The 26,144-nt window shown below is 62.2% G+C and carries 24 protein-coding genes; 12 read left to right on the top strand and 12 right to left on the bottom strand.

All coding sequences use genetic code 11. The features are described from left to right. Position 1: 1 nt before the first annotated feature. Positions 2–1,411: a 3-isopropylmalate dehydratase large subunit gene (leuC, locus tag E1956_RS26645; RefSeq protein WP_134754418.1), complete on the bottom strand. Its 1,410-nt coding sequence runs from the start codon at positions 1,409–1,411 to the stop codon at positions 2–4. 439 nt (positions 1,412–1,850) lie between these two features. Between leuC and E1956_RS26640 the strand changes: the two genes are divergently transcribed. The 4 genes from E1956_RS26640 to E1956_RS26625 all read left to right on the top strand — a co-directional run bounded on the left by E1956_RS26640 (position 1,851) and on the right by E1956_RS26625 (position 4,916). Next, a complete protein-coding gene (locus E1956_RS26640) occupies positions 1,851–2,795 on the top strand; it encodes a MipA/OmpV family protein (protein ID WP_134754416.1) in 945 nt (314 codons plus the stop codon). A 200-nt stretch (positions 2,796–2,995) separates the two neighbouring features. Continuing rightward, positions 2,996–4,015, top strand: coding sequence for a TerC family protein (locus tag E1956_RS26635; RefSeq protein ID WP_134754414.1), 1,020 nt, complete (start codon positions 2,996–2,998; stop codon positions 4,013–4,015). Between the two features lie 138 nt (positions 4,016–4,153). Then, positions 4,154–4,450 (top strand): TFIIB-type zinc ribbon-containing protein, encoded by a 297-nt coding sequence (locus tag E1956_RS46990; protein ID WP_134754412.1) that lies wholly within the window; start codon positions 4,154–4,156, stop codon positions 4,448–4,450. Positions 4,451–4,505: 55 nt separating this feature from the next. Further along, positions 4,506–4,916, top strand: a complete 411-nt coding sequence (locus E1956_RS26625; protein ID WP_134754410.1) for a tellurite resistance TerB family protein — start codon at positions 4,506–4,508, stop codon at positions 4,914–4,916. A 157-nt stretch (positions 4,917–5,073) separates the two neighbouring features. On the opposite strand, the gene E1956_RS26620 is transcribed toward E1956_RS26625, so the two are convergent. From E1956_RS26620 to E1956_RS26605, 4 genes are all read right to left on the bottom strand, one after another. Next, positions 5,074–5,730, bottom strand: a complete 657-nt coding sequence (locus tag E1956_RS26620) for a response regulator transcription factor (RefSeq protein ID WP_134754408.1) — start codon at positions 5,728–5,730, stop codon at positions 5,074–5,076. A 48-nt stretch (positions 5,731–5,778) separates the two neighbouring features. Further along, positions 5,779–7,107 (bottom strand): sensor histidine kinase, encoded by a 1,329-nt coding sequence (locus E1956_RS26615; protein ID WP_134754406.1) that lies wholly within the window; start codon positions 7,105–7,107, stop codon positions 5,779–5,781. A 199-nt stretch (positions 7,108–7,306) separates the two neighbouring features. Continuing rightward, positions 7,307–7,813, bottom strand: coding sequence for a hypothetical protein (locus E1956_RS26610; RefSeq protein WP_134754404.1), 507 nt, complete (start codon positions 7,811–7,813; stop codon positions 7,307–7,309). Between the two features lie 269 nt (positions 7,814–8,082). Next, on the bottom strand, positions 8,083–8,931 hold the full coding sequence (locus tag E1956_RS26605; protein ID WP_134754402.1) for an alpha/beta fold hydrolase: 849 nt from the start codon (positions 8,929–8,931) through the stop codon (positions 8,083–8,085). A gap of 301 nt (positions 8,932–9,232) precedes the next feature. Between E1956_RS26605 and E1956_RS26600 the strand changes: the two genes are divergently transcribed. The 6 genes from E1956_RS26600 (at position 9,233) to E1956_RS26575 (ending at position 17,123) form a co-directional block, all read left to right on the top strand. Further along, a complete protein-coding gene (locus tag E1956_RS26600) occupies positions 9,233–9,697 on the top strand; it encodes a VOC family protein (protein WP_134754400.1) in 465 nt (154 codons plus the stop codon). Between the two features lie 533 nt (positions 9,698–10,230). Beyond that, a complete protein-coding gene (locus E1956_RS26595) occupies positions 10,231–11,556 on the top strand; it encodes a TolC family outer membrane protein (protein WP_232071635.1) in 1,326 nt (441 codons plus the stop codon). Continuing rightward, entirely contained in the window at positions 11,544–13,313 is a 1,770-nt protein-coding gene (locus tag E1956_RS26590; RefSeq protein WP_134754396.1) for a type I secretion system permease/ATPase, read from the top strand. The genes E1956_RS26595 and E1956_RS26590 overlap by 13 nt, the downstream gene beginning before the upstream one ends. After that, positions 13,310–14,692 carry an HlyD family type I secretion periplasmic adaptor subunit gene (locus tag E1956_RS26585; protein WP_134754394.1) on the top strand — a complete coding sequence of 461 codons (1,383 nt, stop codon included), beginning with the start codon at positions 13,310–13,312 and terminating at the stop codon, positions 14,690–14,692. The genes E1956_RS26590 and E1956_RS26585 overlap by 4 nt, the downstream gene beginning before the upstream one ends. Positions 14,693–14,880: 188 nt before the next feature. Continuing rightward, complete coding sequence (locus tag E1956_RS26580; RefSeq protein ID WP_134754392.1) at positions 14,881–15,609, top strand: hypothetical protein; 729 nt, start codon at positions 14,881–14,883, stop codon at positions 15,607–15,609. After that, positions 15,609–17,123, top strand: coding sequence for a hypothetical protein (locus E1956_RS26575; protein WP_134754390.1), 1,515 nt, complete (start codon positions 15,609–15,611; stop codon positions 17,121–17,123). Before E1956_RS26580 ends, E1956_RS26575 begins: the two co-directional genes overlap by 1 nt. Positions 17,124–17,389: 266 nt before the next feature. Here the strand turns inward: E1956_RS26575 and gltA are convergent, their stop codons facing one another. From gltA to E1956_RS26540, 7 genes are all read right to left on the bottom strand, one after another. Continuing rightward, positions 17,390–18,691 carry a citrate synthase gene (gene gltA / locus E1956_RS26570; RefSeq protein ID WP_134754388.1) on the bottom strand — a complete coding sequence of 434 codons (1,302 nt, stop codon included), beginning with the start codon at positions 18,689–18,691 and terminating at the stop codon, positions 17,390–17,392. A gap of 127 nt (positions 18,692–18,818) precedes the next feature. Further along, a complete protein-coding gene (locus tag E1956_RS26565; RefSeq protein ID WP_133193347.1) occupies positions 18,819–19,085 on the bottom strand; it encodes an FAD assembly factor SdhE in 267 nt (88 codons plus the stop codon). A 24-nt stretch (positions 19,086–19,109) separates the two neighbouring features. Continuing rightward, entirely contained in the window at positions 19,110–19,811 is a 702-nt protein-coding gene (locus E1956_RS26560; RefSeq protein WP_028221308.1) for a succinate dehydrogenase iron-sulfur subunit, read from the bottom strand. Between the two features lie 27 nt (positions 19,812–19,838). Next, positions 19,839–21,614, bottom strand: a complete 1,776-nt coding sequence (gene sdhA, locus E1956_RS26555; RefSeq protein ID WP_134754386.1) for a succinate dehydrogenase flavoprotein subunit — start codon at positions 21,612–21,614, stop codon at positions 19,839–19,841. Between the two features lie 4 nt (positions 21,615–21,618). Beyond that, positions 21,619–21,987 carry a succinate dehydrogenase, hydrophobic membrane anchor protein gene (sdhD, locus tag E1956_RS26550; protein ID WP_028221310.1) on the bottom strand — a complete coding sequence of 123 codons (369 nt, stop codon included), beginning with the start codon at positions 21,985–21,987 and terminating at the stop codon, positions 21,619–21,621. A gap of 2 nt (positions 21,988–21,989) precedes the next feature. Next, positions 21,990–22,406 carry a succinate dehydrogenase, cytochrome b556 subunit gene (gene sdhC / locus E1956_RS26545; protein ID WP_028221311.1) on the bottom strand — a complete coding sequence of 139 codons (417 nt, stop codon included), beginning with the start codon at positions 22,404–22,406 and terminating at the stop codon, positions 21,990–21,992. Between the two features lie 147 nt (positions 22,407–22,553). Beyond that, a complete protein-coding gene (locus E1956_RS26540) occupies positions 22,554–23,369 on the bottom strand; it encodes a GntR family transcriptional regulator (RefSeq protein ID WP_043287667.1) in 816 nt (271 codons plus the stop codon). A 465-nt stretch (positions 23,370–23,834) separates the two neighbouring features. On the opposite strand from E1956_RS26540, the gene E1956_RS26535 reads away from it, so the two are divergent. Next, positions 23,835–24,821, top strand: a complete 987-nt coding sequence (locus E1956_RS26535) for a malate dehydrogenase (RefSeq protein WP_134754384.1) — start codon at positions 23,835–23,837, stop codon at positions 24,819–24,821. 198 nt (positions 24,822–25,019) lie between these two features. Next, positions 25,020–26,066, top strand: coding sequence for an HpcH/HpaI aldolase/citrate lyase family protein (locus E1956_RS26530; protein ID WP_134754382.1), 1,047 nt, complete (start codon positions 25,020–25,022; stop codon positions 26,064–26,066). Positions 26,067–26,144 lie beyond the last annotated feature (78 nt).

Below are 26,144 nucleotides of genomic sequence, written 5' to 3'. Positions count from 1 at the left end.
CTCAGCCCAGCTTGCGAATGTCGACGAAGTGCCCTTCGATTGCCGCGGCAGCTGCCATGGCCGGGCTCACGAGGTGCGTGCGTCCGCCCGCGCCCTGGCGGCCTTCGAAGTTGCGGTTCGAAGTGGACGCGCAGCGCTCGCCCGGCTCCAGCCGGTCCGCATTCATCGCGAGGCACATCGAGCAGCCCGGCTCGCGCCATTCGAAGCCCGCTTCGGTGAACACCTTGTCGAGCCCTTCGCGCTCGGCCTGCGCCTTCACGAGACCCGAGCCCGGCACGACCATCGCCAGACGGATGTTCGACGCAACGCGGCGGCCGAGCTTCTTCACGACGTAAGCGGCGGAGCGCAGGTCTTCGATGCGCGCGTTCGTGCACGAGCCAATGAAGATCTTGTCCGGCTTGATCGATTCGATCGGCGTGTTCGGCTCGAGCGCCATGTACTGCAGCGCGCGTTCCATCGCGTCGCGCTTTACCGGGTCCTTTTCGCGCTCGGGATCGGGCACGCGGCCGTCGATCGACGTGACCATTTCCGGCGACGTGCCCCACGTGACCTGCGGGACGATGTCGGCGGCGGTCAGCTCGACCACGCGGTCGAAGTGCGCGCCGTCGTCGGTGCGGAAGCCCTTCCAGTATTCGACAGCCTGATCCCACTCCACGCCCTGCGGCGAGAACGGACGGCCCTTGAGGTACTCGATCGTGGTGTCGTCCACGGCCACCATGCCCGCGCGTGCGCCGGCCTCGATCGCCATGTTGCACACGGTCATGCGGCCTTCCATCGTCAGGCCGCGGATCATCGAGCCGCCGAACTCAATGGCGTAACCCGTGCCGCCCGCCGTGCCGATCTTGCCGATGATGGCGAGCACGATGTCCTTCGCGGTGCAGCCGCGCGGCAACTGGCCCTCGACCTTCACGAGCATGTTCTTGCTCTTCTTCTGCAAGAGCGTTTGCGTGGCCAGCACGTGCTCGACTTCCGAGGTGCCAATGCCGTGCGCAAGCGCGCCGAACGCGCCGTGCGTCGAGGTGTGCGAGTCGCCGCACACGATGGTCATGCCCGGCAGCGTGGCGCCCTGCTCCGGCCCGATGATGTGGACGATGCCCTGGCGCAGGTCGGTCATCTTGAACTGCGTGATGCCGTAGGCGTCGCAGTTCGCATCGAGCGTGTCCACCTGGAGCTTCGAGACCGGGTCCGCGATGCCGTGGCTGCGGTCGGTGGTGGGCACGTTATGGTCGGAAACGGCCAAGTTCGCGCTGAGGCGCCACACCGGGCGCTCGTGCAGCTTCAGGCCTTCGAATGCCTGCGGACTGGTGACTTCGTGCAGCAGATGACGGTCGATGTAGAGGAGCGTCGTGCCGTCGTCTTCCGTGTGGACCACATGGGAGTCCCACAACTTGTCGTAGAGCGTCTTTGCCATGATATGCGGGGATTGAATGACTTCGTGTGACTGCGGGGGCGTTGCGTTGTGAATCGATTATGCCACGCGAAATGCGCCGCCCGCACCGCCTCTCGTGAAAAAAAGCGATAAAAAACAGGGAGTTGGGTGGTAGTGGCGATACCTGTATCGATGTTACCCGGCGAGCGGCGCAAGCGCTTTTGGCCCGTTGCGCGCCGCCCGCGCGCAGGGAAACCCTTGTTTTTCCGGCTATTTTCCCGGCCGGTCGCACGAATCATTGCGGCCCGCGAGAGCCGGCCTGGCCGCGCAGGCGTGCCGGCGCGATGCGCGGGCCGTGCAACGGACGCCCTGGCGCAGGCACGTCGATTGCATGGTGTGCGCCAACGCACGGGCAGCCGCGATGGTGTCCCATCACACTGAACGGAAATGTCCCGGCGAATCAGGCAACCACGGAGGCCTCATGCCTTGCGCACCCGGTACCGCGTACGAGCGAACAACCAGAACAAGTCCACGCCAATGGCGGTATCGGAACGACGCTTGCGGCACGCGGCCACGCGCCGGCCGGCGCGCATCGCTGACCATCGCTGCGGCAGCCTGCGTACTCGCCGCCTTCGCGCCGTGCGCTTCGGCGCAAACGCCCTCGCCGCTCGGGGAATGGCAATACTCGGCCGGCATCCCGCTCGAAAAACTGTTCGAGCCCGAGCGGCCGCCGCTCGAGGCGCGGCTTGGCATCGGCTCAACCTTCGAGCCGCGCTACGACGGCTCGGACCGCTATCACATGCTGGCCGGCCCGAGCATCGACATCCGCTACAAGGACATCCTGTTCGGCTCTACCGGCGAAGGCTTCGGCGTGAATGTCCTGCAAGGCCCGAACTGGCGCGTGAGCGTGGCCGCCGCGTATGACCTCGGGCGGCGCGGCCAGGACGACCCATCGCGCCTGAACGGCCTCGGCAACATCAACCCGGCGCCCGAGATGAAGCTGGCCGCCGAATACGTGGTGTCGAAGGATTTTCCGCTCGTGTTCCGCGCGGCGTTCACGCGCAGCTTCGGCGGCTCGAATGGCTGGAGCGCCGACCTCGGCACCTATATGCCGCTGCCGGGCAGCAACGAAACGTTTTATTGGTTCGCGGGCCCGTCCGTGACGTTCGCCGACTCGAACTACATGCAGAGCTGGTTTGGCGTGACGCCACAGCAAGCCGCCGCCTCAGGCTACCGGCAGTACAGCGCAGGCGCAGGGCTCAAGTCGGCGGGCTTCGGCATCACGATGGTGTACTTCGTCAACAAGCACTGGTTCGTGAGCGCGGATGGCGCAATCAAGCGCCTGCTCGGCAGCGCCGCCGGCAGCCCGATCATCCAGACGAAGACCGATGGCGTGTGCGATATCTCCATCAACTACCAGTTCTGAGGCGCGACGCGCGCCCTCTTGAAACGCACGTCGCAAGCCGTGCGCCTCGCGCTCCTGGCACGCCTCACGTGCCTCATTTCCCGCTCATTTTCCGTCGCTAAGCTGACGTTTGGGCCCCGGCCCAATCGTCAGCCATCGCGCGAATCCCGCGCGTGGCCGAATTTCCACTCAGATGCAACGCCACGACAAGGACTCAGCCCATGCTCCCGCCGCTTTTCACCGCCAGCTTCCTCGGACAGCCTGTCTGGCTCTGGGCCGCCTTCCTCGCGGTGGTGATCGTGCTGCTGGCGCTCGATCTCGGCGTGCTGCATCGCGACGACCGCGAAATCGGCATCCGCGAAAGCCTGTGGCTCTCGCTCGGCTACATCACGATCGGCGTGCTGTTCGGCGGCTTCATCTGGTGGCAGCTCGGCGCACAGCCGGCCACCGAGTACCTCACCGGCTATCTGATCGAAAAGTCGCTCTCGCTCGACAACGTGTTCGTGATCGCGTCGATCTTCGGGGCGCTCGCGGTGCCGCGCGTGTATCAGCATCGCGTGCTGTTCTGGGGCATCGTCGGTGTGCTCGTGCTGCGCGCGATCATGGTGGGCCTCGGCGCGGCGCTCGTCGCGCAGTTCGAGTGGATGCTGTTCGTGTTCGGCCTCTTTCTCGCGGTGACCGGCGTGAAGATGCTGCTCGGCACGAAAGAAGCAACGAACGAAAACGCCAGCGAAAAAGCAGGCGTGGAGAACAGCAAGACGCTGCGCCTGATCCGCCGTGTGCTGCCCGTCACGCCGCGGCTCGAAGGCGGCGCGTTCATCGTGCGGCGTGCGCACCCGGAAACGGGCAAGCTCAAGCGCTTCGCCACGCCGCTGCTGGTCGCGCTGCTGATGGTCGAATTCGCCGATCTGATCTTCGCCGTCGACTCGATCCCGGCGATCTTCTCGATCACCACCGATCCGTTCATCGTCTATACGAGCAACATCTTCGCCGTGCTCGGCCTGCGCGCGCTGTTCTTCGCGCTCGCGGCCATGGCGCACCGCTTCCACTACCTCAAGCATGCGCTTGCGCTCGTGCTGGTGTTCATCGGCGCGAAGATCTTTCTGGTGGGCATCATCGGCAAGATTCCGCCGCTGCTGAGCCTCGGCGTGACGGCGGCGCTGCTCGCGGGCGGCGTGGTGGTGTCGCTCTTCAAGACGCGTGCGCCCGAGAGCAAGGGCGGCAGCCTGGAGACGCCGTAACGCGTGCGGGGACGGACCCGCGCCGTCCTCATTCTTCGCTCATTTTTCTCTGCGAGGATGAATTCCATCGCAGCCGCACCGGCCCGCAAGAGCAAGCCTGGTGCGGGCTTCGACGATCCAACTTCAACGGAGCGCATCATGAAATGCCCGAACTGTCCTGACACCACGCTCGCGATCTCGGAGCGTCAAGGCGTCGAACTCGATTACTGCCCGCAATGCCGCGGCGTCTGGCTCGACCGTGGCGAACTCGACAGGCTGATCGAACGCGCGGTGGCCGCCAGTTCCGCCGAAGCACGCCGCTTCGACGACGGCTACGGCGGGCAACACGGCGGGCACCGCGCCGCGCGCCACGACGATCACGGCGCACGGCGCAACCACGAGCGCAGTGGCGATGGACGCCGCCACAAGTCGTGGCTGCGCGACCTGCTCGACTAAGCGCGCGCTTGCGCCGCGCCCGATCCCTGCAACGACTTCTCGACCACACTCGACCATGCGAACCTACACCAGCAATAGCCCGCAGGCCGCGGGCCGAATCGTCGCCATCGCCCTGCTCGCCGACGGCCATCTGAGCTCCAGCGAACTCGCCGCCGTGCATCGCGCGCGCATGGCGGACCGGCTCGGCCTCGCGCCCGGTGAATTCGGCACGATCCTGCAAGACCTGTGCGAAGACTTGCTCACGAACGCGCATCTGGATTGGAGCGACGCCTGCAAGCTCGACTCCGGCGTGATGCAGCAGGTCATGCGCGAGCTCGAGGATCCGGCGCTGCGCGCCGAGGTGCTCAGCCTGTGCCTCGTCGCGGTCCACGCGGACCGCCATCTCGCCGATAGCGAGGCCGAGCTCGTTCGTGCACTCGCGAGCGCATGGCGCGCGCATCCGTGGCAACGCTTGCTGGCCTCATGAGCGTTCGATAGCGACACAGCAGCACCGCAGTCATAGACCTCAGTTTTGGCGTGCGCGCTGGCGCTCCCCTCCGCTACGCGCGCCGCGCGGCGAGCTTTGCGCTCGCCGCGTTTTTTTCGTTTACGGTTGTTCCTCGTTGCGGTTCGCGCGCCGCCGTTCAAACGCACACCGCCCAGCCAAGGCCCCGGACGTTGCGAATGACCGCGTTGCCAAACTTGCGCCGCACGCTGTAGATCACCGCGTCCACGGCGTTGCTCTCCACCTCCTCGCCCCAGCCATAGAGCCGCTCCTCGAGCTGCTGGCGCGAGAGGATCGCGCCGGGCCGCTCCAGCAGCGCGAGCATGAGTGCGTACTCGCGCGCCGAGAGATCGTCGGACTCGCCGTCGAAGCTCAAACGCCGCGTGTTCATATCGAGCGTCACGCGCGCGCTGCCCATCGTCGACGAGGCAAAGCCCGACTTGCGCCGCACCACCGCGCGAATGCGAGCAAGCAGCTCCTTGCTCTCGAACGGCTTGACGAGGTAGTCGTCGGCGCCGAGATCGAGGCCCTCGACGCGCGTATCCACGTCGTCCTGCGCGGTGATGATGATGACGGGCGTGGCGTCGTTGGCCTCGCGCAGGCCGCGCAGCACGTCGAGGCCGCTCATGTCGCCGAGGCCCAGGTCGAGCAGGATCGTCGTGTACGAGCCGTCGCGGACGGCCGCGCGGCCGTGCTCGCCCGTGCGCACCCAGTCGACGCTATAGGAGGCATCCTTCAGCGCGCGCAGCAGCGCGGGCCCGATCAGCAGATCGTCTTCGATCAGCAGAATCCGCATCGCTCAGTTTTCCTCAATATCTTCTTGCGCTTTTCAGTTCGCGCCGTTTCAGGCGAGCGGCAGCTCGATGCGCGCGACGATGCCCGTATGGCCATCGGCACGATTCTCGAGCGTCACGCGGCCGCCATAGCTTTGTGCCAGCGCTTGCGCAATCGCCAGTCCAAGGCCGCTGCCTTCGGCGTCGTTGCCGCCCGCGCGAAAGAAGCGGTCGAACACGCGCGGCAGGTCGTCTTCGGCGATGCCGGGGCCGTCGTCGGTCACTTCGATCGTCACCGTTTGCGCCTCGCGGCGCACTGTCACGTCGACGCGCCCGCCCGCACGCCCATAGCGAACCGCGTTGTCAACGAGATTGCGCACCAGCACGCGCATGTCGGCCTCGGTCGCGCGCACGCTGGCGTCGTCCAGACGCTCGACGCCCAGATCCACGCCGCGCGCATCGGCGAGCGGCAGCAGGTCGGCGAGCACCTCGGTCACGAGCTGCGGCAAGGCGACGTCGGCGCGCGCGCGCTGCCCGCCGCCAATCTCCGCGCGCGCGAGGCCGAGCAATTGCGACACGAGCGAGCCCGTGCGCGCCACGCCGCGCCGCAACTCGTCGAAGCGTTCGTGGTACTGATCGGGCGGCGCAGCGCGCAGATTGTCGATTTGCAACTGCATGGCCGAAATGGGCGAACGCAGCTCGTGCGCGGCGTCGGCGATGAACTTGCGCTCGGCGTTCACGAGCACCGCAAGGCGCTCGATCATGCGGTTGATCGACTCGACGAAGGGCCGCAGCTCCACGGGCGCCTTCTGCGCGTCGAGCGGCTTGAGCTCGTGCAGATCGACTTTCGCCGCGCGCCGCCCGATGCGCTCCAGCGGCCGCAGCGACAGCCGCACCGTCACGGCGATCGTCAGGACGAGCAGCGGCAGCAGCGCGAGCACCGGCAGCAGGCTCCAGAACGCCACGCGCAGCGCGTTGCGGTTGCGCATGCTGCGCGATTCGGCCACCTGGATCTGCTCGTCGCCAGCGGCGAGCGCGAAGACGTCCCAAGCCTCGCCGTCGTATTGAATCGAAGAGAAACCCGCCTGCGTGCGCGGCAGCGCGATGTCGGGGTCGCTCGTGCGGCCCGGTGCGGCGAGGTCGTGCGCGGACCAGATCTGCACGACGAGGTCGTCCGAAGGCAGGCGCACGCCGTTGGGCTCGCGGCTCGACCCGCCATGGCGATGCGGCACGCCGGATTGCACGTGCGCGGCGGCGTCGCGCAGGCTCGAGCTGAATTCGCTCGCGAGACTGCGCACCACGAGAAAGGTCCCGAACGAGCCGAGCAGGCCGACGAGAATCGCCAGCGTGCCGATGGCGATGCTCAGGCGGCGGTGCAGGGAGTGCGCGGCGAAAAACATGGAGCGGCTCGGGAATTTGGGCGCGTTCCATCATAAAGGATTCGCCGTGATCCGCAGGCGGCGGGCCGCCGTTCACGGACGGCGGCCGTGCGTCGCTGCGCGGCTGTGCGCAGCGCAAACCGGCGGGCGGCTCGCGCCATGGACGGCGTGAGCCGCCCCGAAGCCGGCGTGAGCCGCCCCGGCGCCTGTGCGGACCGCTCTAACGGCGGTGGCCGCCGCCCATGCTGCCCGTGCCGCTCCACACGGTGCCCGCATGCACGCCGCCGAAGCCGCCGCCCGTACCGCCATGACCGCCGCTGTGGAAGGTGCCGTGCACGCCCGTCATCCGCATGCCGGGGCCGCCCGCGTGAACGTGATCCATGTGATGAAAGTGATGGAAACGGTCAACGAACACGACCGACGCGCCCACGAAGAACGGCGGCCAGACGCCGTACCAAGGTGCGCCGTAGTAGTCGATGGGGCCCTGCCACGCCGGATAGACCAGCGTGCCATCATCGCCCTGCACGATCTGCCAGCTGCCGTCGGGCTGAAGGCATGCGAGGCCGCTGATCTGCTGCGGCGTGCCGTCGATATCAGCAGTGCCGATGACCGTGCGGCAGACTGGCCCGTCGGCGACCGGCATGTCAGCTACCGGCTGGGACGCCACCGGCGTCGTGCAGCCTGCCAGCACGCCGCACAGCAGGCCTGTGAAGGAAAGTTTGCGCATGATGCCGCCTCTCGCGATGGACCGACTCTGCGGCACGCGATGCGCGCCGGCGCCGTGTAGACCCCATCGATACGCCTTGCACGAGGCGTGCGCCGAAGCGTGGAAATGACGCCCGCGCGCACGTGTCATCTGCAAAACGAGGCGTGCGGCATGGCTATTCCTGATGGCGCGCCCGAGCGTTCCGGGCCCCGTTTACCAGCTGTTTCCGCGGTATGTTTTTGTTTCCGCCGATATTATTTCGCCCGGAACGCGCGCGCCAGGCGGACGATTCATGCCTGGCATTGCCTGGCGAATGCGGCAATATCGGCGCTCACGCGTGCGGCCTGGTTCAGGTACATGCCATGCGTGCCACCTTCGTAGACTTTGAGCGCGCCGTGCGCGAGCAGCGCCGCAGTGGGGCCGCCGGTCAACTCCAGCGGCGCCGAAGCATCGCTGTCGCCGTGCAGCACGAGCGCGGGCACGTCGATCTGCGCCAGCTCGCGGCGAAAATCCGTCGAGACCTGCACGCGGCTCAACTGCGCCGCCGCGTAGAGCGAGGCGCGCAGCATCATGTCCGCGGTCCACTGGATCACCGCGCGCGACGTGCCGGGCTCGAAATAGGCCTCGGCGCGCCGCTCGATCCAGTCGGGAAATGACGTCAGCATCTCGTCGAGCGAGGCAGCAAAGAGGCTTGCGTCGAGGCCATGGGGGTTATCGGCGGTCTTGAGCAGACAAGGCGTCGAGGCCGGCGAGAGCAGCACGATGCCCGCCACGCGCCGCGCGCCGTGACGGCTCAGGTAGCGCACGATCTCGCCGCTCGCGAACGAGTGCCCGACGAGCGTCACGCCCGAGAGATCGAGCGCGTCGAGCACGGCCTCGAGATCGTCGGCGAGCGTGTCGTAGTCGTAGCCACGCCCCGGATCGCTCGAGCGCCCGTGCCCGCGCCGGTCATACGCCACGCAACGAAAGCCCGCGTGCGCGAGCGGCACGCTCTGGTAGTGCCACATGTCGGCGTTGAGCGTCCAGCCCGACATGAAGACGAGCGGCGCGCCGGCGCCCCAGTCGCGGTAGTGCAGCGCGGTATCGTCGCGCACGCGGATAAAGCCAGGCAGGGTCGCAAGACGCGGATCGTGGTTCATGGTGGTCGCTCCTTTCGTTCGTCGCGCTCGTTCATGGAGTTGCTGCTGGGTGGATGAACGTCATGCTCGGCGAACGCGTGCGCGCTGGCGATTACCCCGCAGGTAATGTAGCGGGCGCATTCTACGGACGCTTAAATATCTGTGGCGAGGGATCGCGCCGAAGCACAAGCAGGCCGCACGCAAACGCCTTGCGGCAGTGCTAGATTCGTTGCTCGCGTAGCAACGCGCTCCTCGCACAACTTTGCATGGGATCGGACCCAGTGCTAAAGCACCCGGTCAGATCGCAATTCAGGAGACGATCATGAGCAGCACTTCAGAACGCCCGGCCTTCGGCGCCGCCGTCTTTTACCGCGATCCGTTCGCCGCGCTCGACTGGCTGGAGAAAGCGTTCGGCTTCACGCGCCAGTTCGTCGTCACCTCGCCGGACGGCAAGCTCTGCCATTCGGAGATGCGCTTCGAAGACGGCTACCTGATGATCTGTGGCGAGTGGCCCGGCATGCCAGCCACGAGCCCCGCGTCGCTCGAGGGAAAGAACACGCAGTCGGTGCACGTGCAGTTGAAGGGCGGCCTCGATGCGCATTGCGAGCGCGCACGCGCGGCGGGCGCGAAGATCGTGCGCGAGCCCGACGACCAGTTCTACGGCGACCGCGTCTACGCGGCATGCGACCCCGAGGGCCACCTCTGGAGCTTCGGCCAGACCGTACGCGAGGTCTCGCGCGAAGAGGCCGAGAAAGCGAGCGGGCTGAAGATTGACGGATGGATTTAACGCCGCACGTATCGAAACCGCGCGACCGCTCCTGTTCTTGCTCCCAAACAAGAACGACACAAGACCGTATGCGCACGTAAGGGACGAACCATTACCGCATCCCGCCATCATCGCCAGTGCGTCTGAACCCGGGTCGAATGCGTATCGGTATACCGCGGGTCCGGCGCTGCATCTCGATGCGTAAAGCACTGATACGTGCCACCACTGGCAATTCTTTTGGACCGGCAACGACCATTGTTGCCGCAAGATCGAATGCTTGGTCCACTGCCGCCCCGTGAGCCGCTCCTTTTGTGAGGAAATTCCGTCACATCGTCGGAAAGAACTTCATTGGCTTATAAGGCCATTGATCGAGCACAGACATCTTCGCATCAGTGCAACAAGGATTGTTACCGCACTTTACATTCCAATCGAAAGAAGAATGTAAATTCCGCGCAATGACTCCAAGGCTGCTCATGTCCCTATCCCCTTGTCGACCGACCAGGCACACCGCAATCAAATGCCTCCTGAGATATCTCGCAGTCCTGGCAATATCTGTGCTGAGTAATGCGGCTCGGGCCGAAAGTCTTGGTCAATCCGCCTTGGATGCGTTGTCTGCCGACTCCAGATTTCAGGCCGCGATGGCAACACAGCGAGCCGGTATCGAGCGAAAGCCGCAGGCGCGCGCGGGATTGCTTCCGCAGATAGGCATTCAGCAATTGATCAATCGAAATGGTGTTCGTATTCCCGGTCAGTCAGTGCCCGGTTACTCCACGGTGGGCTTCACAATCACATTGAATCAACCGCTTTTCGATTTGCAAGCGTGGGAAAACTGGCAGGAAGGCAAACTCCTTGCCACCGATGCAGATCTGGAACTGGCGCAAGCGCAGCAGGACTTGCTGCTGCGGCTGGCTCAAGCCTATTTCGACGCGCTGACCGCGAAAGTCGACCTTACCCTTTCAGTCAGGCATCGCATATCGATCGTCGAACAATTGACGCTCGCGAAACGTCGATTCGCCCTTGGTGACGCCACCATCGTCGACGAGAACGAGGCAAAAGCAAGCTTCGATATGGCGCTGTCCGACGAGATTGCCGCACAAACACGCCTGACAGCCAAATATGCGGCACTGTCGAAAATCGTCGGCCATTCCATCACGCGGGTAGATGACTTTCGGGACGATGTCCCCGTTCCCGGCCTCGATCCCGCCGGACTGACCCAATGGCTCGACGCGTCTTCCGGTAGCTACAGCGTCAGCAGAAAGCGCATCGCTCTGCAACTCGCTGAGCACGAGCGCGCCAAGGCGCGTTCGGGAGACTACCCCACCGTGTCACTGGTCGGCACGCTCAACAATGGAAACGCGGCGTTCATCAACGGACAGGCCAATTTCTACACGGGTGGCAACCGCGGCACTGCCGGCTATATCGGAGTCCAAATCTCCCTGCCGCTCACCGACGGGTTGATGACCCGCAGCCGCATACGCGAGACGCTTGCCCTGCGCGATAAAGCACAGCATGAACTCGACGATACCCTGAGCGACGCTGAGCTCGCTACCCGCGACGCGTACTCAGGCGTGACACAGGGCGCAGCACTGGTTCGCGCACTGGCGACTGCGGTTCAATCCGCCTGTGTTTCGCTGCGCTCCAACAACACGGGCTATCGGGCTGGGGTGCGCATCAATGCGGACGTCCTCGATGCGCAGGACAAACTGATTCGCGCACAACGCGATCTCGTCCGCGCACGGGCGGACGCATTGGTTCAAGGCCTCAAACTGAAGGCCAGCACCGGTACGCTCGACTACGCAGATCTGGCCGATCTCGACAGGTTGCTCCAATCCGGCCAATCGGGATCAGGCGCAAACGGAGATTGGCCATGTACCGCCTGATGCGCGCCCACCTGTTGATCGCCGGTACGCTCAGCATCCTGTCCAACCTGCTGCTACTGGCGCCTACGATCTATCTGCTTCAAGTCTACGACCGCGTGTTGCCAAGCCGAAGCATGGAAACGCTGTTCATGTTAATGGCATTTGTCGCCATCGCACTTGCTATGCAGTTTATCGTCGATGTCGCACGCAGCCGAGTCCTCTCCGATCTGGCGAGGCAAGTTGGTGACCTGCTCGACCGAATGATTCTCAAGGAGCAGATCGCCGTCAATGCTGGCCATTCGCCGACGCCATCGGTCGCGAGTCCGGGCGACGCGGGCACATTGCGCGGGTTCCTTGCCGGCTCCGGAGTACTTGCTCTATTCGATAGCCCATGGTTGATCGTTTATCTGATCGTCATCGGACTATTCCACTGGTTACTCGCGCTTATCGCGACCTTGAGCGCGATGGTGCTAGTCGGCATTGCGTTGTACGGCGACTGGAGAACCAGAAGCGCGATCGAGTCTTACGTGCGCCAACAGCGTGCCGAAGACATGCGCCTCCATGGATATCTGCGCAACGCCGAAGTGATTGTGGCGATGGGCATGATCGAGAATGTTGCCAATGCATGGGATGCCCGCAAGCACGAGCACGTTACGGCTCAACAACGCGTCGTGAACAACGGCGCGCTTTATCGCGAGGTGACGAAAGGAGTGCGGCAAGGCGTACAGGTGATCATGATGGCCGCGGGCGCGTGGCTCGTGATTTCGGATCACGCGACGGCCGGCGCGATGATCGCGACAACGATCCTGCTCGGCAAGGCCCTTGCGCCAATCGAGCAGTTGATCGGTAGCTGGAAACAACTGGGCGAGCTGCGGGACGCCTGGCATCGGCTCGACCGGCTGCTTTGCTTGCCGGAGGATGAGGAAAAGGTCGAGTTACCGCGCCCTACGGGCATGCTCGAGGTTGAGCACGTAAGCTACGCTGTGCCGATGCGCGAGCCCTCTGCACGAGGATCGGGCCGAGTGCTGTTACGTGGAGTCAACTTCTCCATCGAAGCTGGTCAAACACTCATCGTCACAGGACCGAGCGCGTCGGGTAAATCCACACTCCTGCGCATCATCGCGGGACTGTTGCGACCTCAAGCAGGTGTGGCACGACTGGATGGCGCAGACGTCAGCCAATGGTCGAGAAGCGCTTTCGGCCAACATTTGGGATACGTCCCACAGGATGTCGAGCTGATGTCCGGCACGATCGCAGAGAATATTGCGCGCTGCGAGCGACCATTGCCACTCGACTCCGGCGCGATCGTGGATGCAGCGAGGCGCGCAGGCATACACGAAATGATCCTGGACCAGCCACAGGGCTATGAAACCGAAGTAGGCGAAGGTGGACAATTCCTGTCCGGAGGCCAACGCCAACGCATAGCATTGGCTCGGGCGCTTTTCGGCAATCCGTCGCTACTGCTGCTGGACGAGCCCAACGCCAGTCTAGATGCAGAAGGCGAAGCTGCATTGGTCCGGGTCTTGCAGCAAATAAAGTCTGCAGGCGTTACGGTAGTCGCAGTCACCCACCGCCCGTCTCTGCTGGCACTCGCCGATCAGATACTGGCACTGCGCGACGGCCACATCGAATACTTCGGCCCTCCGCCCGCTGCCGAATCAGCCGCTAATTCAGACACGCCGATTCGCGATGACCTCCCGGCCAGGAGACCGTCGCCTCGCGGCGTCCTTCCTGTTCAGCCGCCCACCATCGAGCAAATGATGGGGAGCGGCTCATGAAATCACCCCGCAAGATCGTCAATAGGGGCTGTCGCTTCCCTGCCGCGCGCTCTGCCACATCGGCAAATCCCGCCGCGCGTGCGTTGCCACTGCCGCGTCGCGTGATCGTGACAGCCTGCATTGGCGTCGCAGCCGGAATCTCGCTCATGTTCGCGTGGGGCACGCTTGCGCCGCTTTCAGGGGCCGTGGTCTCGGAAGGCGCCGTGCGTGTCGAAGGGGAACGGAAGATCGTTCAGCATCAGGAAGGCGGCATCGTGAAAGCTGTCCTCGTTCGGGACGGTGACCGCGTCAAGATTGGGCAACCGCTGATCGAATTGGACAATGTCGTACCGGCCGCTGAACTGTCCGCGCTGGAAGCCCAATTTGACGCGGAACAGGCAAAGATTGCACGCCTGGCTGCCGAACGAAACCTCGCGGAAACCGTGACCTTTCCGGTCTTGCTAACTGAACGCCGCAGCAACGCACGGATCGCAGAACTGCTGCAACGCGAATCGACGCTATTCGCCACACACAAGCGTGGCCTGACCGATCAGACCGACACATTGCACAAGGAGCTTTCGCACGTCCGACGCGAGCTTGCGGTCAACGCGCAAATGGGTGAGACCATGAGGCGCAGCCTCCAGATCGCGACCCGACAACGACAGACCAATGAAACGTTGCAGCAAGAGGGCTTCGTGTCGACCGCGAGAGTCCTCGATCTTCAGAGGACGGAAACCGAGGCTCTATCGCGCGTTCAATCCAGCGAAGCGGAACTCGATCGCGCGCGGCAACGCGAGGCGGATCTCGAGCGGCGACTCGCCGCCGCGCGCAATGACTATGTCAAAGCCGCCGACGACGAATTGAAGGAAGCCAATAACCGCGCTGTTCAACTTGACGAACGTCTTAAGCCAGCGCGGGATCTCGCCACGCGCACGACAGTGAGCGCGCCCGTGGCCGGAACCGTTGTCGGACTCCGCGTCCATACCCCCGGCGCAGTGCTCGGTCCGCGAGAGGCGCTGCTCGATATCGTGCCTGCCAATGCTCCTCTGATTGTGGAAGCGAATATCCGGCCCGACGACGTGCGCGAAATCAGGCCAGGTTCCCACGCGGACGTGCGGCTGACTGCGTACAACCCTCGAACGACGCCCGTGCTGGATGGCACGGTGACCTATCTGTCCGCCGATGCCCTCTCCGACAACCAGACCCGGGCCCGCTATTACGTCGTGCGAGTTGAGATTCCGACGCGGGAAGTGGAACGCGTCAACCGTATCGCCCACGAGCCGGTCGCGCTTGGCCCGGGCATGCGTGCCGAACTGTTTATCCGCAAGCACGCGCGGTCGGCCTTCGATTATCTGCTTGAACCCGTGCTGGAAGGGATTCGCAGGTCGATGCGGGATTGATGGCTGGATAGTGCTTTTTGGGAGCAGGCTACTTTTTGGATGAATCCATCAAGAGGAGGAGATATATACCGCAAAAAGGCAAACAGGATCGTTTACTGCAGTTCATCAGATGCATGGATATTTGGCGTGTCCGATGACCACGCCAAAAAATTCATGTTTCGTGTAGTTCACCTGAGAAGGAGATGTGTATGAAACCAGCAACACCCATCGTGATAACCGCCGCTGCATTGAGCAGCAGTCTGGCGTTTGCTCAAATGCCTACGCCAGGCATTGTCGTTAGTACCGAGAATCAAAGCGGATACGTCGAAATGCACGAATTAATTTCCATGCCCAAGACAGCCATTGATTTCATTAAAAACATCAAATATGCGTTTGATAACAATTTACTTCTTGATGATCATTTTTTCGAAAAAAACAATGTATGCAACGCATTCAGCATAGACGAAAAATCATGCATCCCACATGAAATACATCAGCCGGATGGTACGCATGGGATATCGTTTTATTCTGGCGATTTCGTCGGAATATTTCCTAGAGAACAAAATTCAATTGAACCCAATTCCACTCAGCACCACAACCCACCCCCTGGCAGCTCTATTTCGACCGCACAAATCTCAATCCTCAAAACAGCCAATCCACTTGGAATAGTGAACGGTGAAATTAGCTTAATTACACGAAAAGATGGCCCAAATTTCAACGAAACAACCAATGCATTAGACGTCAATCTGCATCAAGTTTTTGAAATTCCTCTGCATGGCGTAATGCCACCTCCGAGTATCGACGCACATGGAAATGAAACATGGAAATATGAAACATCAAACCAAAATTTCAGGAAAAATCTTGTGATCAGCTTTCGTGAAGATGGCACGCTCATGTCAATTCGCGCTGAAATCGAAAAAATGGGAGGGCATCAATAATGGCCATCGCCCTCAATGCCAACACTCTCAACAAATTAGCAAATGCATTCGTAAAAAATTCATCAAAATATAACGCTATCATCGCGGCCGCTGAAAGATCTCCATATTTGGCAGACGAACTAAATGCATTTGGGGACAGCTCATGGAAGATATTAGTTGAAAATAATGGAATAGGAGTCTACACCAACCCCACCGACAAATTCATCAGTTTCCCAAGCAATTGGAACGAATCCGGCGATAAATTCGCCACCACCCAGCAGTTCGAGTTCAAAACCGACAAGAGCTACACAAAGTACGACTTCGCCACCGATGGTTCCCAGACTGCCATGCTCTATGGCACGACCGGACAAATCGTCGAAATCGCCAAATTCAATACTTCCGGCTTCAAGACCGTAGACACGTTCTTTGGCTCGAACGGCAAAGCCACCCAGCAATTCGAGTTCAAGACCGACAAGAGCTACACGAAGTACGACTTTGCCACCGATGATTCCCAAACTGTCACGCTATACGGCACGACGGGCCAAGTCGTTGAGATCGCCAAATTCAACTCTTCCGGCTTCAAGACCGTGGACACGTTCTTTGGCTCGAACGGCAAAGCCACTCAGCAATTCGAGTTCAAGACCGACAAGAGCTACACGAAGTACGACTTCTCAGCCGATGGCTCCCAGACCGCCACGCTCTACGGCACAGCGGGAAAGATCGTGGAATTTGCGAAGTTCAATCCATCGGGATTCAAGACACAGGACACGTTCTATGGAGCAGACGGAAAAGCCACACAGCAATACAACTTCAATCTCGACAAGAGTTACACCTTGTATAACTTTGTGGCCGACGGCTCGCAAACCGCGACATTATTTGGAGTCAATGGGCAGGTGACCGAATATGTAAAATTCAACACAGGTGGAATGAAGACACAGGACATCTATTTCGGCTCGAATGGAAAATCCACCCAGCAATTCGACTTCAATCCGGACAAAAGCTACACATGGCATGGCTTCAATGCGGATGGATCCCAGAGCGGCGCGCTCTTTGATTCAAACGGAAAAATAGTCGAAATGGCGCAGTTCAGCACCAATGGCTACAAGACTCAGGACATTTTCTACAATCCAGTCGGCACCAAAAAGATGCAATTCGATTTTTCCCTGGATAACAGCTATGTATCACATAAATTCGAGGGGCCAATGGAATACGTCGGCATGTTCGGGTCGAATAACATCATTTTCGACTACTACCAGTTCTCTTCAGGCAAAATGATACTACATGACTTTTTCGACAAGAGTGGCCGCGTTATCGAAGCTGATCGATATGGAATGGATGGAAAATTGAGCGGTTTTTCCAAATATCTGTACAACAACGACGGTTCGTACTGGTCCAACGACTACAATGCAAGCGGAAATCTGATCGCGAAAGCTCTGTATGGCAATGGTGGCCAAATTTTGACAGACGCTTCCATTTATAGCAACAAACTGGGTGGCGTTGGCTTTGGAAACCTGATCGCATTCGGACAGATATAAACGAAAGCGCTGTCGCGAGTTGGAAATGTCTTAATTTTCACTTTCATTCATATCAAGTATATTAAGCATTCCTACTTTTTCGCATCAGTTGCCTACAGCGCACTGCATTCGATTCGTACAGATCCGGGTCGCGCTCCTCGGCAATCCTAGATGAACAAAGAGAAACGCCCCGACGGGCAAAACCCGTCGGGGCGTTTTCGTATCGCTCAGCGTCGTCCTCACGCGACGCGCTGAAAACCGCGCACCGCGTGGCACGACAGCATGGCTTAGCGCTGCGAAACCGGCTTGGCTTCGCGCGGCGTTTCGCCGATGAAGAGCTGACGCGGACGGCCGATCTTCTGCTCGGGGTCGGCGATCATTTCGTTCCACTGCGCAATCCAGCCCACCGTACGCGCCATCGCGAAGATGCAGGTGAACATCGACGTCGGGATGCCCAGCGCGCGCTGCACGATACCCGAGTAGAAGTCCACGTTCGGGTACAGCTTGCGCGACACGAAGTATTCGTCTTCCAGCGCGATCTTCTCGAGCGCCATCGCGAGCTTGAACAGCGGATCGTCGTGCAGGCCCAGTTCTTCGAGCACTTCGTGGCACGTTTCGCGCATGAGCTTCGCGCGCGGATCGTAGTTCTTGTAGACGCGGTGGCCGAAGCCCATCAGCTTCACGCCCGAGTTCTTGTCCTTCACCTGCTTGATGAACTCGGGGATGTTGTCGACCGAGCCGATCTCTTCGAGCATGTTCAGCGCGGCTTCGTTCGCACCGCCGTGCGCCGGGCCCCACAGACACGCGATACCGGCCGCGATACATGCGAACGGGTTCGCGCCCGACGAGCCCGACAGACGCACCGTCGAGGTCGAGGCGTTCTGCTCGTGGTCGGCGTGCAGGATCAGGATGCGGTCGAGTGCGCGCACGAGCACGTCGTTGACCTTGTACTCTTCGCACGGGTTCGAGAACATCATGTGCATGAAGTTCGCGCTGTACGAGAGCTCGTTGCGCGGGTACACGAACGGCTGGCCGATCGAGTACTTGTACGCCATCGCCACCAGCGTCGGCAGCTTGGCGATCATGCGGATTGCCGAGATGTCGCGGTGACGCGGGTTATTGATGTCGAGCGAGTCGTGGTAGAACGCCGAGAGCGCGCCCACCGCGGCGACCAGAATCGCCATCGGGTGTGCGTCGCGGCGGAAGCCACGGAAGAAGAAGTGCATCTGCTCGTGCACCATCGTGTGCTGCGTGACGGTCTTCACGAACTCGTCCTTCTGGGCCTGGTTCGGCAGCTCGCCCTTCAGGAGCAGAAAGCAGGTTTCGAGGAAGTCGGCGTTCTGCGCGAGGTTGTCGATCGGGTAGCCGCGATAGAGCAGCTCGCCCTTGTCCCCGTCGATGTACGTGATCGCCGAGTTACATGCCGCCGTCGACATGAAGCCCGGGTCATACGTGAACTTGCCGGTCTGACCGTACAGTTTGCGGATGTCGATCACATCCGGGCCCATCGTGCCCTTGTAGATCGGCAGTTCGACGCTCGGCGAATTGTCGCTGAACGATAGCGTGGCTTTTACATCAGACGGGGTCATAGCACATCCTCAATCGAAGATAAACACAGGATTCGATAGTGTCGTCCGGCGCGGCGCCCGCCGCTCATGCAACTGCAGGAACAGCGGCAATTGCGGCAATTACAGCAACTACGGGCACCGCCGCATCTCAGACGTTGCGAAGCAGCTCCAGCACCCGCTTCACGTCCGGGTCGGCAAGTTCGCCTTCTGGTTCCTTGCGGGCAAGCAGCAAGTCCATCAGGTCGTTATCGCTCAGCTCGAGCAGGCGCGTGAGAGCGCCCACGTCGGCGTCGCTGAGGTCATGCTCATAGCGGTCGAAAAAACGCTCGAAAATCAGGTCGTTTTCGAGCAGACCGCGCCGCGCGCGCCAGCGAAGGCGCGCGCGGCGATGGGGATCAGACTGATGTGATTCCATTTCGCCAATTTCGATAGCGCAGCATCAAACCGCGCGGCGAACCATCAGTTCCTTGATCTTGCCGATCGCCTTCGTCGGGTTCAGGCCCTTCGGGCAAACGTCGACGCAGTTCATGATCGTGTGGCAACGGAACAGACGGTACGGGTCTTCGAGATTGTCCAGACGCTCGCCCGTGGCTTCGTCGCGGCTGTCCGCGATGAAGCGGTAAGCCTGCAGCAGACCTGCCGGGCCGACGAACTTGTCCGGGTTCCACCAGAAGCTCGGGCACGACGTCGAGCAGCTCGCGCACAGAATACACTCGTACAGACCATCGAGCTCGTCACGCTGCTCGGGCGACTGCAGACGCTCCTTCTCGGGCGGCGGCGTGTCGTTGATCAGGTACGGCTTGATCGAGTGGTACTGGTTGAAGAACTGCGTGAAGTCGCAGATCAGGTCGCGCACGACGGGCAGGCCCGGCAGCGGACGCAGCACGATCTTCGCCGGCAGGTCGTTCAGGTTCGTCAGGCACGCGAGACCGTTCTTGCCGTTGATGTTCATGGCGTCCGAGCCGCACACGCCTTCACGGCACGAGCGGCGGAACGACAGCGTCTCGTCCACTTCCTTGAGCTTGACCAGCGCGTCGAGCAGCATGCGCTCGTGCGTGAGATCCAGCTCGTACGTCTGCATGCGCGGCGCTGCGTCCTTGTCCGGATCGTAGCGGTAGACTTCAAAAATTCGTTTGGCCATTTCCGATTCCTTTTGACTGGCTTTGCCTTAGAACGTACGCGCCTTGGGCGGCACGGACTCGACGGTCAGCGGTTGCATGTGAACCGGCTTGTAGTCGAGACGGTCGCCTTCGCTGAACCACAGCGTATGACGCAGCCAGTTTTCGTCGTCGCGATGTTCGAAGTCGCTTTGAGCGTGCGCACCACGGCTTTCCTTGCGGGCTTCTGCCGAGACCATCGTTGCGCGCGCAACTTCGATCAGGTTCGCCACTTCGAGCGCTTCCACGCGCGCCGTGTTGAACACCTTCGACTTGTCCTTCAGGTGGATGTGCTTTGCGCGCTCGGCAATCTCGGCGATTTCCTTCACGCCTTCAGCCAGCAGCGCCGAAGTGCGGAACACGCCCGCGTGCTTCTGCATCGTGCCGCGGATGTCGTTTGCCACGCTCTGCGCGTACTCGCCCGAGGTCGACTTGTCGAGCTCGGCCAGACGCGCGAGCGAGTAGTCGCCTGCATCGGCCGGCAGCGGCTTGTGATCGCGCTGTTCCTTCACGTGCTTGACGATGTGATTGCCGGCCGCACGGCCGAACACCACGAGGTCGAGCAGCGAGTTCGTGCCCAGACGGTTCGCGCCGTGCACCGAGACGCACGAGCATTCGCCCACGGCGTAGAAGCCGTTGACCGGGTCTTCGTGGCCGTTCTTCGTGCCCACGACCTGGCCGTGGATGTTCGTCGGGATGCCGCCCATCTGGTAGTGGATGGTCGGCACGACCGGGATCGGCTCCTTGATGCAGTCCACGTTCGCGAACTTGAGCGCGATTTCGCGGATCGACGGCAGACGCTTCATGATCGTCTCGGCGCCGATGTGCGACAGGTCGAGCAGCACGTGGTCCTTGTTCGGGCCCACGCCACGGCCTTCCTTGATTTCCTGGTCCATCGAGCGCGAGACGAAGTCACGCGGCGCCAGGTCCTTCAGCGTAGGCGCGTAGCGCTCCATGAAGCGCTCGCCGTTGGCGTTGCGCAGAATGCCGCCTTCGCCGCGCACGCCTTCGGTGATCAGCACGCCCGCGCCGGCCACGCCGGTCGGGTGGAACTGCCAGAACTCCATGTCCTGCAGCGCGATGCCCGAGCGGGCCGCCATGCCGAGGCCGTCACCGGTGTTGATGAACGCGTTCGTGGATGCCGCGAAGATCCGGCCCGCGCCGCCCGTGGCGAACAGCGTGGTCTTGCCTTCGAGGATGTAGACGTCGCCCGTTTCCATTTCCAGCGCGGTCACGCCGAGCACGTCGCCTTCGGCGTCGCGGATCAGGTCCAGCGCCATCCATTCGACGAAGAACGTGGTCTTCGCCGCAACGTTTTGCTGATACAGCGTGTGCAGCAGCGCGTGGCCGGTACGGTCAGCAGCGGCACAGGCGCGCTGCACTGGCTTTTCGCCGTAGTTGGCCGTGTGGCCGCCGAACGGGCGCTGGTAAATCGTGCCGTCGGCGTTGCGGTCGAACGGCATGCCCATGTGTTCGAGCTCGTACACGGCGTTCGGCGCTTCACGGCACATGAACTCGATCGCGTCCTGGTCGCCGAGCCAGTCGGAGCCCTTGATCGTGTCGTAGAAGTGGTAATGCCAGTTGTCTTCGCTCATGTTGCCGAGCGAGGCGCCGATGCCGCCCTGCGCAGCAACCGTGTGCGAACGCGTCGGGAACACCTTCGAAAGCACGCAGACCGACAGGCCCGCACGCGCCAGTTGCAGCGAAGCGCGCATCCCCGAGCCACCCGCGCCGACAATGACCACGTCGAACTTGCGACGCGGCAGACCATTCTTGATTGCAGCCATTCTTTTACACTCTCCAGAGAATCTGAGCGGCGTAGCCGAGGCTGCCCAGCAGCCATGCGATCGTGAGGACGTCCAGCGTGATGCGCAGGCCGACCGGCTTGATGTAGTCCATCCAGATATCGCGCACGCCAACCCACGCGTGATAGAACAGCGCGAGCAGCGTGACGAACGTGGCGAGCTTCATCCACTGTGCGGAGAAGATCGAGGCCCAGCCGTCATACGAAAAGTCGTGCGCGCCGAAGAACAACACGAGCAGCACGATCGTGTAGATCGCCATGATCACGGCGGTGGCGCGCTGGGCCATCCAGTCGCGCAGGCCGTAGTGAGCGCCAACGACGAGGCGCTTCGGACCGATACCGTTTTTAGCCGACATTATTAGAACGCTCCGAAGAGTTTGGCCGCGAAAGCGATCGTGAGGATCGTGGAGATGACAACGACGACGAGCGAGGTTGACTTGCCCTTTTCTTTGCTCACGAGGTCATGGCTGAAGTCCATGAACAGGTGGCGCACGCCAGCGCAGAAGTGGAAGAGGAACGCCCATCCGAGGACCAGCACGATGAGCTTGACGATGATGTTGGAGAGGAAGCCCTTGAAGACCTCGAAGCTGAGCTCCGAAGTGAGGCTCTGGTCAAACAGGAACAACAGGAAAGGCAAGAACAGGAACAACAGCACACCGCTGATGCGGTGGCCGATCGATACGCGACCTGCCAGAGGCAGGCGGTATGCGAACAAGATCTGCCCAAGCCCGATGTTCCGGTATTCCGGCCTCGGTTTTTTTGCGGCTTCTGCCATGCTAGACCCCTACTATGTGTTAACACTAATACGCGATTTTAGCGCCTTTTCATATCGCGCTGCAGCGAAATCCGCCTCTGGAACCGCGGATGCGCGCACGATGCAAGCGCCTCGAAAGTGCCCGCGCACCAGGCGCGAGCGCTCACTTCAACTCAAGTCATTCTGATAGTAATACCCGGTTGTGACATACCAACCGCGACGCACTTCGACCGGACGGTCTCCATAGGTATAGGACACACGCTCGACAGATAGCAATGGGAAACCAGCCGGAACATTGAGCAGATCGGCCACGGCGGGGTCGGCAGCAACGGCGCGGATCTTCTCGCTCGCCCGTATCATGCGCGTGCCGAAGTCCGCTTCGAACATGGCGTAGAGCGGCCCCTTGTATTCGGCGAGCCGCTCGGCCGTGAGGCCGCGGAACACGCCGCCGGGCAGCCAGATTTCGTCGAGCACCGTGCTCTCGCCGTCAAACTGCAAAAGGCGCTTTATGAGCACGACCGGGTCGGCTGGCTTAAGATCCAGTTGTCGCGCGATCTCGGCCGAGGCGCGCAGGCGCCGGCACTCGAGCAGCTTGCTCACGTGCGGATGCTCCGCGCCGTCATCGGCCAGCAATCTCAGGAAGCGAAACTGGGCGCGCTCTTCGTTGTGCGTTGCAACAAACGTGCCCTTGCCCTGGCGGCGCACCAGCAGGTTCTCGGCGGCCAGCTCATCGATCGCCTTGCGCACGGTCCCCTGGCTCACCTTGTAACGGGCGGCCAGTTCGACTTCGCTGGGGATGATTTCGCCGGGCTTCCATTCGCCGGACACGAGGCTCTGTGTAATGAGCCCCTTGATCTGCTGATAGAGCGGGCTGAAGGTAGGCGACGTGGCAGCCGCGGGGGTGGACGCAGACGCGCGGGCCCCGCTCTCAGGAGCGGAGGAATTCGCGGAGGAATTCGCGTTGCTGACCGGGTTCGCACTCATGGCGCGCATTTCAACATAAAGCCCCCCGGAAATCTACCCTTTTGGCTGCAATAGATATGTCTTATATAAGACATAAGATACTGTTGACTTTGCCCCTTCCGGCTCCTACACTGCCGATCGAGCAAGGGTTTGCGGGCGACTTGAAGGGTCTGCCGGCAGCATCCGCCGCGTGGCGGAATGCGCCGCAGGGCCGCCTTGGCAATCATGCTGTTCCTCCAGGATGTTCCCCTACCCAGGCGCCCTATCCGGGCGATCCAACCTGGGCGGCCCTATCCGGGCGACCGCTTCCCATTGCTTCGTCGCACAGGTTAATGGCGCTCCCGCCTCCTGGGCGCGCGGCCCGAGCCCACAAGGCCTCGCACGCCCGCCCGGCAAAGGATCGCCGGATTCACCAACGCTTCGTGTAGCGCCCATATAGAATGGCGTTTTACTCTGGCGTCTAACGCATCTTCCTGGAGATTTTCAATGGCTAAGCCCGCAAAGCGCGTTGCCGTCACCGGCGCCGCAGGTCAGATCGCTTACTCCCTGCTGTTCCGCATCGCGAACGGCGACCTGCTCGGCAAGGATCAGCCCGTCATCCTGCAACTGCTCGACCTGCCGCAAGCGCAAGCCGCCGTCAAGGGTGTCGTGATGGAACTGGATGACTGCGCATTCCCGCTGCTCGCGGGCGTGGTCATCACCGACGACCCGAAGGTCGCGTTCAAGGACGCCGACGTCGCCCTGCTGGTTGGCGCACGTCCCCGTTCGAAGGGCATGGAGCGCAAGGACCTGCTCTCGGCCAACGCCGAAATCTTCACGGTTCAGGGCAAGGCGCTGAACGACGTCGCCAGCCGCGACGTGAAGGTGCTGGTCGTCGGCAACCCGGCCAACACGAACGCCTACATCGCCATGAAGTCGGCTCCGGATCTGCCGAAGAAGAACTTCACGGCCATGCTGCGTCTGGACCACAACCGCGCGCTCTCGCAACTGGCCGCCAAGTCGGGCAAGCCGGTCGCTGCGATCGAGAAGCTCGCGGTGTGGGGCAACCACTCGCCCACGATGTACCCCGACTTCCGTTTCGCCACGGTCGACGGCCAGTCGCTGAACGCGCTGATCAACGACGACGTGTGGAACCGCGACACGTTCATCCCGACGGTCGGCAAGCGCGGCGCGGCGATCATCGAAGCGCGTGGCCTCTCGTCGGCGGCATCGGCTGCCAACGCGGCGATCGACCACGTGCGTGACTGGGTCCTCGGCACGAACGGCAAGTGGGTTACGATGGGCATCCCGTCGGACGGCTCGTACGGCATCCCCGAAGACATCATCTACGGCGTGCCGGTGACCTGCGAAAACGGCGAATACAAGCGCGTCGAAGGCCTCGAGATCGACGCATTCTCGCGCGAGAAGATGGACGGCACGCTCAACGAGCTGCTCGAAGAACGCGAAGGCGTGGCTCACCTGCTCGGCAAGTAAACCCAGTCAGGCCAACCGGAACTCCGCAGCAGCGCGGCGGGTTCCGGTTTTTTGCGCGGCCTGCCTGACCGCAGGCCGCCTGAAACGCAGGCCGCCTGATTCGCACGCGCCTTGGGGCCTTCGCCCACCCCCTGGCTCCAGTCCCAGGACGCGTCCGAATCAGTTTCCACCTCCAGAAATCGAGCCCTGAGCCCGAAGATGCGCGCCATCACCGCCGCCGAAGTGCTGTTTGAGGGCGAAGCGCCGCCCACCCTCCTGCCCGTGTGCGATCACTACGCCGGCAGCGAGAAGCTGATGCTCAAATCGCTCGCGCTGCAGCAGCAGCTCGGCCCGGTATTCGACATCACGCTCGACTGTGAAGACGGCGCCCAGGTCGGCCGCGAGGCCGAGCACGCGGAGCTCGTCGCGTCGCTGCTCGGCAGCGAGCACGACCGCTTCGGGCGCGTGGGCGTGCGCATTCACGACTTTCATCATCCGCACTGGCGCGACGACGTGCGCCTGATCCTGCGCGCCGCAAAGCGCGCGCCGGCCTACATCACGCTGCCGAAGATCCGCGCCGTGGGCGACGCCGCCGAAATGACGGCGTTCGTCGAAGCCACGCGCGTCGAGATGGGTATCGACAAGCCTATTCCCGTGCAGCTGCTCGTCGAAACGCACGGCGCGCTCGCCCGGGCGTTCGACCTCGCCGCGCTGCGCGGCGTGGAGGCGCTCAGCTTCGGCCTGATGGACTTCGTCTCCGCGCACGACGGCGCGATTCCCGACACCGCGATGCGCTCGCCGGGCCAGTTCGATCACCCGCTCGTGCGCCGCGCCAAGCTCGAAATCGCCGCGGCCTGCCATGCCTTCGGCAAGGTTCCGTCACACAACGTCAGCACCGAGGTGCGCGACATGGAAGTCGTCGCGAACGACGCGCGCCGCGCCCGCAACGAGTTCGGCTATACGCGCATGTGGAGCATCCACCCCGCGCAGATTCCCGTGATCGTGGCCGCATTCGCGCCGCGCGACGAGGAAATCGCCGTCGCCGCCGAGATTCTGCTGGCCGCGCAAGCCGCGCAGTGGGGCCCAACGCGCCACGGCGACACGCTGCACGACCGCGCGAGCTACCGTTACTACTGGTCCGTGCTGCGCCGCGCGCGCACGACGGGGCGCGCCGTCCCTGCCGAAGCCGCGCCGCTGTTCACGCCGGGCGTCGATACGCCGGGCACCGGCACGCCGAGCGTCCAAGCGCAAGGGGCAACGTCATGAATCGCAAGCGGATTCTTTTCAAACGGTAAAAAACTGAGTCTGTACCGACAAATAGGTGAAAATAGCGTCCGCTGCGTG

Source organism: Paraburkholderia pallida, assembly GCF_004524855.1.
GTDB classification, from domain to species: Bacteria; Pseudomonadota; Gammaproteobacteria; order Burkholderiales; family Burkholderiaceae; genus Paraburkholderia; species Paraburkholderia oxyphila.
The sequence above is the reverse complement of the archived record's forward strand: the minus strand, read 5'-3'. Positions and strand labels throughout refer to the sequence as shown.

Excerpts from the sequence above, each read along its gene's own strand:
- E1956_RS26615 (WP_134754406.1), bottom strand. The coding sequence starts at position 7,107 with ATGTTTTTCGCCGCGCACTCCCTGCACCGCCGCCTGAGCATCGCCATC.
- E1956_RS26535 (WP_134754384.1), top strand. The coding sequence starts at position 23,835 with ATGGCTAAGCCCGCAAAGCGCGTTGCCGTCACCGGCGCCGCAGGTCAG.
- E1956_RS26565 (WP_133193347.1), bottom strand. The coding sequence starts at position 19,085 with ATGGAATCACATCAGTCTGATCCCCATCGCCGCGCGCGCCTTCGCTGG.
- sdhA (WP_134754386.1), bottom strand. The coding sequence starts at position 21,614 with ATGGCTGCAATCAAGAATGGTCTGCCGCGTCGCAAGTTCGACGTGGTC.
- sdhD (WP_028221310.1), bottom strand. The coding sequence starts at position 21,987 with ATGTCGGCTAAAAACGGTATCGGTCCGAAGCGCCTCGTCGTTGGCGCT.
- E1956_RS26620 (WP_134754408.1), bottom strand. The coding sequence starts at position 5,730 with ATGCGGATTCTGCTGATCGAAGACGATCTGCTGATCGGGCCCGCGCTG.
- E1956_RS26635 (WP_134754414.1), top strand. The coding sequence starts at position 2,996 with ATGCTCCCGCCGCTTTTCACCGCCAGCTTCCTCGGACAGCCTGTCTGG.
- E1956_RS26560 (WP_028221308.1), bottom strand. The coding sequence starts at position 19,811 with ATGGCCAAACGAATTTTTGAAGTCTACCGCTACGATCCGGACAAGGAC.
- E1956_RS26610 (WP_134754404.1), bottom strand. The coding sequence starts at position 7,813 with ATGCGCAAACTTTCCTTCACAGGCCTGCTGTGCGGCGTGCTGGCAGGC.
- E1956_RS26640 (WP_134754416.1), top strand. The coding sequence starts at position 1,851 with ATGCCTTGCGCACCCGGTACCGCGTACGAGCGAACAACCAGAACAAGT.
- E1956_RS26605 (WP_134754402.1), bottom strand. The coding sequence starts at position 8,931 with ATGAACCACGATCCGCGTCTTGCGACCCTGCCTGGCTTTATCCGCGTG.
- leuC (WP_134754418.1), bottom strand. The coding sequence starts at position 1,411 with ATGGCAAAGACGCTCTACGACAAGTTGTGGGACTCCCATGTGGTCCAC.
- E1956_RS26585 (WP_134754394.1), top strand. The coding sequence starts at position 13,310 with ATGAAATCACCCCGCAAGATCGTCAATAGGGGCTGTCGCTTCCCTGCC.
- E1956_RS46990 (WP_134754412.1), top strand. The coding sequence starts at position 4,154 with ATGAAATGCCCGAACTGTCCTGACACCACGCTCGCGATCTCGGAGCGT.
- gltA (WP_134754388.1), bottom strand. The coding sequence starts at position 18,691 with ATGACCCCGTCTGATGTAAAAGCCACGCTATCGTTCAGCGACAATTCG.
- E1956_RS26530 (WP_134754382.1), top strand. The coding sequence starts at position 25,020 with ATGCGCGCCATCACCGCCGCCGAAGTGCTGTTTGAGGGCGAAGCGCCG.
- E1956_RS26600 (WP_134754400.1), top strand. The coding sequence starts at position 9,233 with ATGAGCAGCACTTCAGAACGCCCGGCCTTCGGCGCCGCCGTCTTTTAC.
- E1956_RS26580 (WP_134754392.1), top strand. The coding sequence starts at position 14,881 with ATGAAACCAGCAACACCCATCGTGATAACCGCCGCTGCATTGAGCAGC.
- sdhC (WP_028221311.1), bottom strand. The coding sequence starts at position 22,406 with ATGGCAGAAGCCGCAAAAAAACCGAGGCCGGAATACCGGAACATCGGG.
- E1956_RS26540 (WP_043287667.1), bottom strand. The coding sequence starts at position 23,369 with ATGAGTGCGAACCCGGTCAGCAACGCGAATTCCTCCGCGAATTCCTCC.
- E1956_RS26625 (WP_134754410.1), top strand. The coding sequence starts at position 4,506 with ATGCGAACCTACACCAGCAATAGCCCGCAGGCCGCGGGCCGAATCGTC.
- E1956_RS26590 (WP_134754396.1), top strand. The coding sequence starts at position 11,544 with ATGTACCGCCTGATGCGCGCCCACCTGTTGATCGCCGGTACGCTCAGC.
- E1956_RS26575 (WP_134754390.1), top strand. The coding sequence starts at position 15,609 with ATGGCCATCGCCCTCAATGCCAACACTCTCAACAAATTAGCAAATGCA.